Raw genomic sequence first — 12,416 nt, 5'->3', positions numbered from 1 at the left:
GTTTGCCCCTCAAATCTTACTTTGCGCCACTTGGGCAATCAAACCATCGGCAGCTTCATGCACCACCGCCACAAACGGCTCGGGATACAGACCCATGCCCAGCACCACCACCGCCAAAATCGCCAACACAGCAAATTCGCGGCAGTTAATATCCTTCATTTCACGCACTTCAGGATTGTGAATCTCGCCAAAAATAGTGCGTTTGTACATCCACAGCGTATAAGATGCACCATAAATCAAGGTTAAAGCAGCCAGTGCGCCAATCCAGAAATTTACCTGCACCGAGCCCATAATCACCATAAACTCGCCCACAAAGCCCGAAGTAGCAGGCAAGCCTGCGTTTGCCATGCCAAACAGCATCATAAACGCCGCAAACTTAGGCATCACATTCACCACACCGCCATAATCGGCAATATTGCGCGTGTGCAAACGGTCGTACATCACACCAATACACATAAACATCGCCGCCGACACAAAACCGTGCGAAATCATCTGCACAATCGCACCTTTCAAGCCCCAAGTATTCAACTCACCTAACTCGCCGCCTGAAAACACACCGCTAAACAGGAAAATACCCAGCGTTACAAAGCCCATGTGGCTGATAGACGAATACGCCACCAGTTTTTTCATATCGGTTTGTACCAAAGCCACCATACCAATATAAATTACCGCAATCAGGCTCAACACAATCACCACAGGCGCAAAAAAGCGTGAAGCATCAGGCAACACAGGCAAAATAAAGCGCAAGAAACCGTATGCACCGATTTTCAGCGTAATCGCTGCCAATACCATTGAACCACCAGTCGGCGCTTCAACGTGTGCATCGGGCAACCAAGTATGCACAGGGAACATCGGCACTTTTACCGCAAACGCCATAAAGAACGCCACAAACAGCAGTTGTTGCACGCCCATCGGAATGTGTTTGATATTTTGCAAATCGGCAATCGCAAAGCTGCCCGCCTGATGCGACAGATACACCAAACCCACCAGCATCAGAAGCGAACCCAACAGCGTGTATAAAAACAGTTTTACCGAAGCATACACACGGCGCGGACCGCCCCACATACCGATAATCAGGTACAACGGAATCAGCATGCCCTCAAAAAACACATAAAACAACAAAGCATCTTGTGCCGCAAACGCACCGTTAATCAGCCCCGACATAATCAGGAACGCCGCCATATACTGCGCCGTTTTTTTCTGAATCACTTCCCAGCCTGCCAGCACCACCATCAGCGTAATAAACGCATTCAGAATCACAAACAGCACGGAAATGCCGTCCACTCCCAAAGCGTAATGCACATTCAGCGCAGGAATCCATTGATGCAGCTCGGTAAACTGATAACCGCCATTACTGCGGTCAAACAGCACAAACAGCGGCAGCGTTACCACAAACCCCGCCAATGCCCCGATTAATGCCAAAATACGGGCAAAACCAGCACGTTCATCCGAGCCAGTGGCTAAAACCAGCACCCCCGCTATCACTGGCACCCAAATTGCCAAGCTGAGTAAATTATTAAAAAACATAGTATTTACCTGTGTTCCCTATTTTAAAACCTGTGCGCCGTTTCAGGCAGTTTGAAAAATATTTCTGTTTTAATCGTAGCTTGGATTGAAGCAAAGCACAAACCCAACAATCTAAAATTTTTATGTACCGTATGGGTTATGCTGCGCTAACCCAACCTACTCGCTGCATCAAAGCCAAATATCATTGACTACCCTATTATTTTTCTTGAAACCAACTCACACATAAAAATTAAGCAAGCGTAGGTTGGGTTAAGCGAAGCTCAAACCCAACACGCCTTGTTCAGACAGCCCCTAATTTCAGACTGCCTAAAACGCTTTTCTTAAAACCACAAATGCCAAAAAAACGCCACCACCAGCACCAATACGCCCGTTACCATCACAGCAGCATAGGTGTAGATAAAACCTGTTTGCATTTTACGCACTTGTGCTGCCATATTACCTACAGCTTTGGCTGCGCCGTTGACAATACCGTTGTCGATAATGGCGGTATCGCCCACTTTCCAGAAGAAATTACCCAATGCGCGGCTGCCTTTAGCAAAGACATTAAAATAAATCACGTCCAAATAGTATTTATTATCCAGCAAGTTATACACAGGCTTGCAAGCTGCGTGGATTTTGGCAGGCAAATGTGGGGATTTCACATACAAGAACCACGCCGCTGCCACACCTGCAATCGCCAAATACAGCACGGGCGACATCAGACTGTGTGTTACCATACCAAACACGCCGTGGAAATGTTCAGCCATTTGGCTCATCACGGGGTGCAGTTCGTGATTCACATAAACGGCATCTTTCAAAAAGTCGCCAAACAACAAAGGTTCAATGGTCAGCGCACCAATCACTACAGAAGGCACAGCCAAAAACGCCAAGGGGAAAGTGACCACCCACGGGCTTTCGTGCGGATTGTCTTTGGGCGACAAACCGTGATGATGTCCGTGCTCATCATCGTGATGATGGTGGTCGTGTTTGACCTCACGCCAGCGTTCAGGTCCGTGGAAAACGATAAAGTATTGGCGGAATGCGTAAAACGCAGTCACAAACACACTGGCAAGCACAGCGAAATAGGCAAAGCCGCTACCCGGTAAATTACTGAATTTTACCGCTTCAATAATGGAATCTTTAGAATAAAAACCTGAAAACAAGGGTGTACCAATCAGCGACAGGTTACCAATCAGCATGGTAATCCAAGTAATCGGCATATATTTGCGCAGATTACCCATATTACGCATGTCTTGGTCGTGGTGCATACCGATAATCACACTGCCCGCTGCCAAGAACAGCAGGGCTTTAAAGAAAGCATGCGTCATCACATGGAACATGGCGATGGAATAGGCAGATACGCCCAATGCCACAGTCATATAACCCAGTTGCGACAGGGTGGAATAAGCAATCACGCGTTTGATGTCGTTTTGAATCGTACCCAAAAAGCCCATAAACAAGGCAGTAATCGCACCAATCACCATAATCACGCTTAAAGCGGTGGTGCTCATTTCGTACATGGGCGACATGCGCGATACCATAAACAAACCAGCAGTTACCATGGTAGCGGCGTGAATCAAAGCTGAAATCGGGGTCGGACCTTCCATAGAGTCAGGCAGCCAAACGTGCAAGGGAAACTGCGCCGATTTACCCATCGCGCCGACAAACAGCAGCAGACAGGTTACGGTAATCAAATCCGTACCCAAAAACGACATGCCCTCTGCCATGTGCAGATTGGCAAACACATCCTGATAACGCAGGCTGCCGCCAAAATACGCCAACACCAAACCAATGCCAAGCAAAAAGCCGAAGTCACCGACACGGTTTACCAAAAAGGCTTTTAAGTTGGCAAAAATCGCGCTTTCGCGTTTAAAGTAAAAACCAATCAGCAGGTAAGACACCAAGCCCACCGCTTCCCAACCAAAAAACAGCTGGATAAAGTTATTACTCATAATCAGCATTAACATGCTGAAGGTAAACAGGGAAATATAGCTAAAAAAGCGTTGGTAGCCGACTTCTTCGTCTTTCATATAACCGATGGTGTAAATATGCACCATCAGCGATACGGACGTAACCACCACCATCATCATGGCGGTCAGCCCGTCCACTAAAAAGCCGACTGAAAAATCCACATTGCCCATGCTCAACCAAGTGTAAACATTTTCGTCAAACTTGGTGCGGCTGCCTGAAACAAAGCCCCACAACACCTGCAAAGACAACAGCGCAGAAACGGCTACACCTGCAATGGTGGCACAATGTGCGCCACGCCGTCCGATTTGCTTACCGAACAAGCCCGCCAACAGCGAACCCGCCAAAGGCGTGAGTGCGATAATAAGATATAAAGTCATGTCGTTCATTTGATTGAACCCTTTAATTTAAAACCGATTTTAGGCAGTAGCAATTACTGCCTAAAAACTCTAGCCTTTCAGCGTATTTAATTCGGTTACGTTAATGGTATTGCGGTTACGGAACACCAACACCATAATCGCCAAACCGATGGCAGATTCTGCCGCTGCTACCGTCAAGACAAAAAACACAAAAATCTGTCCTGCCGTGTCGCCCAAATACTGGGCAAACGCGATAAAGTTAAAGTTTACCGCCAACAGCATCAATTCAATCGACATCAGCAAAACCAGCACGTTTTTGCGGTTCATAAAAATGCCCATGGCACTGATACCGAACAATAACGCCGCCAACACCAAATAATGATGAATCGTAATCATGCTTTTGCCTCCCCTTCGGCTTGGTCTGTATTTTCAGGCGCAACAGTGGTTTCCGCTGCCATTTTGACCATGCGCACACGACCTTGTTTGGCATCTACTTTTACTTGGTCAGCAGGATTGATGTATTTGGGATTTTCGGATTTGCGGTGCACCAAGGCAATCGCTGCCACCATACCCAAAACCAACAGCACCGCTGCCAGCTCAAACGGCAATAAATAAGTGGTGTAAATCTGCCGTCCCAAATCGCGCACATTGCTGTAATCAGCAGGCACATCTGCCATTTCGCCAAAAGCAGACAATTTGGTTTCAGGTGCAAGCAAAATCATCACCAGCACCACCGCCATCAAAATGCCTACCGTCATGGCAGAGGGTGCGTTGCGCCAAAAGCCCTTACGCATCTCTTCAATATCAATGTTCAGCATCATTACCACAAACAAGAACAGCACCATTACGGCACCCACATACACCACCATCAGGGTCAAGCCCAAAAATTCTGCTTGCATCAGCATCCACATCATCGCGCTCATGCTGAACGTCAGCACCAGATACAATGAAGCGTGTACAGGGTTTTTGGCGGTAACGGTTTTTAATGCGCCAAACAGAATTACCGCTGCCAGCACATAAAACATGATTAGGGAAAAAGTCATCACACACTCCTAGCGGTACGGCGCATCAGCGGCTTTACGTTTGGCAATTTCGGCTTCGTAACGGTCGCCGATTGCCAACAAAATGGGTTTGGTCATGTGCAAATCGCCGCGTTTTTCGCCGTGATACTCAAAAATATGGGTTTCCACAATGGCATCAACAGGACAGGCCTCTTCGCAAAAACCGCAGAAAATACATTTTGTTAAATCAATATCATAGCGAGTGGTACGGCGCGTACCGTCTTCACGCTGTTCGCTTTCAATATTGATTGCCATGGCGGGGCAAACCGCTTCGCACAGTTTGCAGGCGATGCAGCGCTCTTCGCCGTTGGGATAACGGCGTTGTGCGTGCAAACCGCGAAAACGCACCGATTGCGGTGTTTTTTCTTCGGGAAACATAATGGTTTCTTTGCGGGCGAAAAAGTTTTTGAGCGTTACGCCCATACCTTGCACCAATTCGCCCAATAAAAAGGTTTTGACTAAATTTGCCATAATGTTGCTCCTACCCTTTTGGTAGTGGTTTTTTTATTTAAAATGACTTTTCAAACTGCCTGAAAAAAGATAAAAACCAATCTTTCAATTCCAGCCAAGCTGAACGTTCATTCACACGAACATAATGTTTTGTTGGACGCCAATCTTGTGCAGAGCAATGACTGCCGTGCTCATCACGCTCAACCAAAGCCAAACGCACCGTTTCTTTTTTTTCCAAACAAACCGAAAAAATATGTGCTTTTACCATATTTTGGTTGCCACCTAAATGACTCACAAAAATTTGATATGGGCGATTGTATTCCATACCCTCAACTGCCACGCAATTATTTTCAGTATTGCCCTTTTCTTGTACCGACATCGTGTGGCTGCCTGAAATCACAATCCGTGAAATCATTTTGCCATTATTCAAATAAATACAAGGCTGCTGATTTTTCAAAACAATGCGTGCCACACCATCTGGTTTGGGTTCAGTTGAAACCGCATAACTGGGAGCAATACTGAATACAGCAAGCAGTAACAGTATGGGTTTCAATATGTAAAAGTTCAACTTTCAGGCTTCCCGCAGTAGTGGGTGCAAGCACCCACCTACTTTATTTCCACAGGCTTAAGGGCGAAATCATCCACAAGCCCAACAGCACGATGCAGACAAAAGTTACTGGAATCAATACTTTCCAACCCAAACGCATAATCTGGTCGTAGCGGTAGCGCGGGAAAGTGGCACGAATCCACAAATAGCCGTACAGGATAAACGCCATTTTCAGGAACATCCAAAACGCGCTTGGTACACCGATAAAGCCCCAGCTTTGCGGAAACGGCGACAGCCAGCCGCCCAAAAACATAATCGCGGTTAATGCGCCAATTAAAATCATAAAGATATATTCGGCCAAGAAAAACAGCGCAAAGGCAAAACCCGAATATTCCACATGGAAGCCCGCAACAATTTCCGATTCGCCCTCTGCTACGTCAAACGGGGCGCGGTTGGTTTCGGCAACGGCGGAAATCAAATACACCAAAAACACGGGGAACAAGGCAAACCAGTTCCACGAGAAAATCGAACCGCCTGCAATGCCTTTGGCTTGCGAAGCCACAATATCGTTAAAATTCATGCTGCCTGAAACCATTACCACACACACCAAGGCTGCGCCCATGGCAATTTCGTAAGAAATGGTTTGCGCGGAAGAACGCATCGCGCCCAAAAACGAGTATTTAGAGTTTGATGCCCAACCTGCAATAATCACGCCATACACCGACAAGGACGTAATCATCAGAATATACAGCAAACCTGCGTCCACATTGGTCAGCAGCCATTCATCGGAAAACGGAATCACTGCCCAAGCCGCAAAAGCGGGCATCAGCGACATCATTGGTCCGATATAAAACAAGGCTTTATTGGATACGGATGGACGGGTAACTTCTTTAAACAGCAGCTTCAATACATCGGCAAAGGGCTGAATCAGACCAAACGGTCCTGTTACGTTCGGACCGACACGCAACTGCATATAGCCAATTACTTTGCGTTCAAAATAAGTCAGGTATGCCACCGTTAAAATCAGGGGCAGCAAAATAATCACAATTTTCAGCAAGATTGATACAATCCAGCCAATTTCGTTGCCCAGCAGGGCTTGGAACCATTCTTGCATGATTATTCAGCCTTTCCTAAAGTAAGCACGTCCAGCATGCCGCCCAAAACGGCGTTGCTGCTGTGAACAGGCAGGTAAACGGTGTGTTCGGGCAAGGTGCTGTCAGCACAAACCGTTAGGGTTAAAGTTGCATCACCATGATGAACGGCAGCGCGGTCGCCGCTGTTCAAGCCAAATGCAGATAAGGTATCGGGGTGCAAACGCGCTTCAGGCGCAGCAGCGTGAGCGGTTTTCTGCAACGATTCGGCACGGCGCACAATCGGATCACTGTGGTAAATACCCACACCACCGGTACGCAGCAGACGCGGCGCACGGAATGCCGCTGTTCCGCGCCATGTGCTGTGGTTGTCCAAACGTTCTACCACAGGTTGCACGCCCAAGGCTTCAGCAGCAACCTGCTCGCTACTGTCAAATTCAAAGCCTTCCAATTCAAACACATTGCCCAATACACGCAACACTTTCCACAAGGGGCGCGAATCTCCGTAGCCTTTGACGACACCGTGGAAAGACTGCACACGCCCTTCCATATTCACCAAAGTGCCTGATGTTTCGGTAAACGGGGCAATCGGCAGCAGAATATCGCATACGTCCAGCAGGGTTTCGCTTTCAAACGCGGTAAACGCCATCACGCTTTGTGCTTGTTTTAAAGCAGCAATGGCTTGTGCGCCTGCACGGGTGTCAATTTCGGGTTCTACATTCAGCAGCAAAACGGCTTTTTTCGGTTTTGCCAACATTTCATTGAAATCGGCACTGCCTGCTTGCGGGGCAAAACCCATCAAATCTGCGCCTACGCTATTGGCAGCTTGCGGCAACACCCCCAAAGTGGCGTTGCTTACCGCCGCCAAACGCTGTGCCGCCGCATAAATCGCTGCATAATCAGGATGATTTTGTACATCTGCGCCTAAAATAATGGCAGCGGTTTGTGCGTTACGCAAACTGCCTGATACGGCATTGTCGGGGTGGGTGTACAGGCTTTCCAAATGCGCTGCCCATTGGTCGGGATGCAGGCTTTCCTGCGTGAGCAACGGCATGTGTAATTCTTCTTTGGCAGCCGCAATTACGCTTAACGCCATGCCGTTTTTGGCAGAACGGCGCAAACGAGCAGTCAGCAAAGGTTGTTCTTTACGCAAATTCGCGCCTACCACCAGCACCGCATCACAAGCCGCCAATTGTTCAATGCTTTGACCCAACCATTGCGCCCCACGGAAGCTGCCCGCTAAACGGTTGTCCTGTTGGTGCAAACGGCTGTCCATACTGCCAATGCCCAAGCCTTTTGCCAATTTTTTCGCCAAATACAGCTCTTCCACGGTGTTCATTGGGTTCGCCCAAATGCCTACCGCGTCTTTACCGTCTTCACGGCTGATGCAATCTAAAGTTTTGCGGACATATTCCAACGCCGTTTGCCAATCCACATCATGCCATTCGCCGCCATGTTTGATTTTCGGTGCTTTCAAACGGCTGGCGTGATACAGACCTTCATAAGCAAAACGGTCGCGGTCGCTAATCCAACATTCGTTTACTGCTTCGTTTTCCAAAGGCAAAACGCGGCGGACAGTGTGGTCTTTGGTTTGAACAATCAGATTGCTGCCCAAAGCATCGTGCGCGGAAATGGTTTTACGGCGCGACAATTCCCAAGAACGTGCATCGTAACGGAAAGGCTTGCTGGTGAGCGCACCGACAGGGCATAAATCAATCACATTGCCCGATAATTCGGTTTCCACCGCTTTACCGATAAACGGCATAATTTCAGAAAACTCGCCACGGTTTGCCATGCCGATTTCCTGCACACCTGCCACTTCTTCGGTAAAACGCACGCAACGGGTACAGTGAATACAGCGGCTCATCTCTTCTGCCGACACCAAAGGACCCATGTCTTTACCGACAACGGAACGTTTGGCTTCCTGATAACGGCTGGACGATTTTCCATAACCCACCGCCAAGTCCTGAAGCTGGCATTCGCCGCCTTGGTCGCAAATCGGGCAATCCAAGGGGTGGTTGATTAACAGGAACTCCATCACGCCTTCCTGCGCCTGTTTGGCTTTGGGCGAATGGGTATGCACCACCATACCGTCTGTTACCGGTGTGGCACAGGCAGGCAGGGGTTTGGGGGCTTTTTCCACTTCCACCAAGCACATACGGCAGTTGGCGGCAATAGACAATTTTTTGTGGTAGCAGAAATGCGGAATATAGGTACCGAGCTGGTGCGCAGCTTCCATTACCGTTACGCCCTGCTTGACTGCAATCTGTTTACCGTCGATTTCAATTTGTAACATGGTTGTTCCTAGTTACGATATTTAATTTAAAAATTTGTTTTCAGGCTGCCTGCAATGCCGCCTGCCCTATTCAATAAGATTGATAAACTTGGCTGCTGCCGTCTTTGCCAACCAGCAAAACATCATAAGGCTGCGTTCTGTCTTGGTACATTTCACCGTCCATACCCGGCGAACCCAAAGGCATTCCCGGCGTTGCCAAGCCTAAAGCATCGGGTTTTTCTTTCAACAAACGGCGCACATCGGCTGCCGGAGTATGTCCCTCAATAATATAACCGTCTATTTTGGCTGTATGGCAGGAAGCATAATTTTGCGGCATACCGAAAGATTTGCGGATTTCGCTGTTGCCGGTATTGTGTACCGTTACTCGGAAGCCATTTTTCTCCATGTGATTTATCCATTCAGTGCAACAACCGCAATTCGGATCTTTCCATACCTCAATATGCCCAGTATTTTGATGTGCGTCCGTATATTTATCAGCCGACACACCGTGTCTGACCTCTGTTTGCGGCGACAATATGCCCGACACCACAGCCGCAGCAACTACTGCCAATACCATTAAAACCCATACTGTTTTTTTAAATAAAAAATTAATCTTTTTCATATCTTCTTACAATCTACTTTGGTTTTCAGGCTGCCTGAAACTCAGCACCATTTATGTTCTTTAGCCGGTTTGCCGTGTTCAATATAATATTCAAATTCGTGGCGGAAATGCTTGGTAAAGCTGCGCACGGGAAACACCGCTGCATCGGCCAAAGCACAAATGGTGCGTCCAGCCATATTGTTGCCGATGGAATCAAGCAAATCCAAATCTTCTTTGCGGCCTTTGCCGGTGGCAATACGGTGCACGATGCGGTACAACCAGCCCGTACCTTCACGGCAAGGCGTACATTGTCCGCAAGATTCTTCATGATAGAAATAAGCCAGACGCTCCAATGCTTTAACCATGCACACATCTTCGTCCATCACAATCACCGCGCCCGAACCGAGCATAGAACCGGCTTTGGCGATGGCATCGTAATCCATGGTTAAGCCCATCATAATCTCGGCAGGCAGCACCGGCGCAGACGAACCGCCCGGAATGACGGCTTTCAGCTTTTTGCCGCCGCGCATACCGCCTGCCATTTCCAGCAGTTCGGCAAACGGCGTACCCAAAGGCACTTCATAATTACCAGGGCGTTCCACATGGCCGGAAATGGAAAACAGTTTGGTACCCCCTGCCCCTTCCACGCCTTTATCGGCAAAAGTTTTGCCGCCGTCGCGGATAATAAACGGTACGGATGCAAAAGTTTCGGTATTGTTAATGGTAGTCGGTTTGCCGTACAAACCGAATGATGCAGGGAACGGCGGTTTAAAGCGCGGCTGGCCTTTTTTACCTTCCAAAGATTCCAGCAAGGCGGTTTCTTCGCCGCAAATATATGCACCATAACCGTGGTGGGCGAACAATTCAAAAGAAAAGTCCGACCCCATAATGTTTTTGCCTAAAAATCCGGCGGCACGCGCTTCGGCCAAAGCAGCTTCAAAACGTTGATAGCCTTCAAAAATTTCGCCGTGAATATAGTTATAACCTGCCTCCGCACCCATGGCGTAACCGGCAATAATCATGCCTTCAATCAGCGCGTGCGGATTAAAATTGATGATGTCGCGGTCTTTAAACGTGCCCGGCTCGCCTTCGTCGGTATTGCACACCACATATTTTGCGCCCGGAAAGGAACGCGGCATAAAGCTCCATTTCAAGCCGGTGGGGAAGCCCGCACCGCCGCGACCGCGCAAAGCCGATGCCTTCACTTCGTCAATCACATCGTTTTGGGCGATTTTTTCGCTCAGAATTTTCCGCAATGCCTGATAGCCGCCACGCGCCTGATACGCTGCCAGCGTCCAACAGTCGCGGTTGTGGGTATCTACGTTTTCAAAAATCACGCCGGATTGGTAAATTGCCATTTTCTTTGCCTAAAGTTTCCAGACAGCCTGAAAAACGCCGCCTTATAATTAAATTTCAAACATCTACTGTGCTGATTACTTTCACACCCAAGCCCGCCATTGCCACCCCCAAAATTCTGTCCACCCAATGCCCTGCTGCCTGAAAACGGCGGTTGATGCGCGGCACCGACAGTAAAAACACCACCGCTGCAAACCACAACGCCTGCAACAGCATCATCCAAAGCCCGTACACCGCCAATTGCCACATTGGCATTTCGGGCGACAGCACCACCGTAAACAGCGAAACAAAATACACAGGGGCTTTTGGATTCAAAACATTACACAAAACGCCTTTCCACAACGCCGTGGATACGGACTGCGGCGCAGCAGTGGTTGCATTTAAATCTACCGTGCTTCTCGCCCGCGCCCGAATGCCTTGAATCCCCAAATAAATCAAATACGCACCACCGATAATTTTTACCGCCGTCATCAGCCATGCCGAAGATGCCACCAGTGCCGCCATGCCCAGCACCGAATACACAATATGCACGCCCAAGCCCAAAGCAATGCCGATGCTGCTAATTAAGCCCGTTGTGCGCCCGCGGCTCAAAGTCTGCTGCGACACATACACAAAATCAGGTCCGGGCGACATGGCTGCCAATAAATGCACACCTGTAATCAATACAAAGCCTTGCCAAAATTCCATGATTTTGATTCCTCTGGGTTGTAAACCCAAATCCATTACACTTTATTTTAAATAATATTTATCCAACTGAAGGATAAAGCGATTATACTTTTTAGAATGATAAAGTTCCAAACATTTATAAAAAATCAAAGGATTATTAGCACTATCCGTTACCGTCATTTTTGGAAACTCTTTTTTCATAAAATCACTCACTGCCTGATAAGCATCGCCATGATGTTTACCGGATTGAAAATAAAAACTTTCGGCATGACCCGCATCATTTTTGATTTCTGCATTAAGGCTAAAAGTTGCCAAGCAATAAGAAATCCCATAATTTTTCAAAAAATATCGTGAACGATTTAATTCATTATCTGCATATACAGGAAAAATTAAAATAATCAAAAAACATAAAATGATTTTTTTCAATTTTTTAGTTTCCAAAATAAGATATTAACTCATTTTGCATGATTAACAATGTAGGTTAGATTGCTTAGTCACCCAATAAAATCCTTACCTTGCGTTGAGTTTCCCAACCC

General features: G+C 47.7%; 12 protein-coding genes. All 12 read right to left on the bottom strand.

The annotated features are described in order from the left end of the window. Positions 1 to 9: 9 nt before the first annotated feature. Positions 10 to 1,527, bottom strand: a complete 1,518-nt coding sequence (locus tag H3L98_RS03880) for an NADH-quinone oxidoreductase subunit M (RefSeq protein WP_027022566.1) — start codon at positions 1,525 to 1,527, stop codon at positions 10 to 12. A gap of 320 nt (positions 1,528 to 1,847) precedes the next feature. Next, positions 1,848 to 3,863, bottom strand: coding sequence for an NADH-quinone oxidoreductase subunit L (nuoL, locus tag H3L98_RS03875; protein ID WP_027022567.1), 2,016 nt, complete (start codon positions 3,861 to 3,863; stop codon positions 1,848 to 1,850). A gap of 60 nt (positions 3,864 to 3,923) precedes the next feature. Beyond that, positions 3,924 to 4,229 carry an NADH-quinone oxidoreductase subunit NuoK gene (nuoK, locus tag H3L98_RS03870; RefSeq protein WP_027022568.1) on the bottom strand — a complete coding sequence of 102 codons (306 nt, stop codon included), beginning with the start codon at positions 4,227 to 4,229 and terminating at the stop codon, positions 3,924 to 3,926. Then, positions 4,226 to 4,876: an NADH-quinone oxidoreductase subunit J gene (locus H3L98_RS03865; protein ID WP_027022569.1), complete on the bottom strand. Its 651-nt coding sequence runs from the start codon at positions 4,874 to 4,876 to the stop codon at positions 4,226 to 4,228. The genes nuoK and H3L98_RS03865 overlap by 4 nt, the downstream gene beginning before the upstream one ends. 9 nt (positions 4,877 to 4,885) lie before the next feature. Next, the gene (gene nuoI, locus H3L98_RS03860; protein WP_027022570.1) at positions 4,886 to 5,365 is read right to left on the bottom strand and encodes an NADH-quinone oxidoreductase subunit NuoI; all 480 of its coding nucleotides are present in this window, start codon (positions 5,363 to 5,365) and stop codon (positions 4,886 to 4,888) included. 37 nt (positions 5,366 to 5,402) lie between these two features. Then, entirely contained in the window at positions 5,403 to 5,816 is a 414-nt protein-coding gene (locus H3L98_RS03855) for a hypothetical protein (RefSeq protein ID WP_027022571.1), read from the bottom strand. A 139-nt stretch (positions 5,817 to 5,955) separates the two neighbouring features. Further along, positions 5,956 to 7,005: an NADH-quinone oxidoreductase subunit NuoH gene (nuoH, locus tag H3L98_RS03850; RefSeq protein WP_027022572.1), complete on the bottom strand. Its 1,050-nt coding sequence runs from the start codon at positions 7,003 to 7,005 to the stop codon at positions 5,956 to 5,958. 2 nt (positions 7,006 to 7,007) lie between these two features. Continuing rightward, a complete protein-coding gene (gene nuoG / locus H3L98_RS03845; protein ID WP_027022573.1) occupies positions 7,008 to 9,278 on the bottom strand; it encodes an NADH-quinone oxidoreductase subunit NuoG in 2,271 nt (756 codons plus the stop codon). Between the two features lie 70 nt (positions 9,279 to 9,348). Further along, the gene (locus H3L98_RS10915) at positions 9,349 to 9,663 is read right to left on the bottom strand and encodes a DUF411 domain-containing protein (RefSeq protein WP_246327838.1); all 315 of its coding nucleotides are present in this window, start codon (positions 9,661 to 9,663) and stop codon (positions 9,349 to 9,351) included. A gap of 257 nt (positions 9,664 to 9,920) precedes the next feature. Next, positions 9,921 to 11,216, bottom strand: coding sequence for an NADH-quinone oxidoreductase subunit NuoF (gene nuoF / locus H3L98_RS03835; RefSeq protein WP_027022575.1), 1,296 nt, complete (start codon positions 11,214 to 11,216; stop codon positions 9,921 to 9,923). A gap of 55 nt (positions 11,217 to 11,271) precedes the next feature. After that, positions 11,272 to 11,901 (bottom strand): LysE family translocator, encoded by a 630-nt coding sequence (locus H3L98_RS03830; RefSeq protein WP_027022576.1) that lies wholly within the window; start codon positions 11,899 to 11,901, stop codon positions 11,272 to 11,274. 42 nt (positions 11,902 to 11,943) lie between these two features. After that, a complete protein-coding gene (locus H3L98_RS03825) occupies positions 11,944 to 12,306 on the bottom strand; it encodes a T6SS amidase immunity protein Tai4 family protein (protein WP_169733481.1) in 363 nt (120 codons plus the stop codon). Positions 12,307 to 12,416: the final 110 nt, after the last annotated feature.

The organism is Conchiformibius steedae, from assembly GCF_014054725.1.
GTDB lineage: Bacteria > Pseudomonadota > Gammaproteobacteria > Burkholderiales > Neisseriaceae > Conchiformibius > Conchiformibius steedae.
This window is presented reverse-complemented; position numbering and strand designations above follow the sequence as displayed.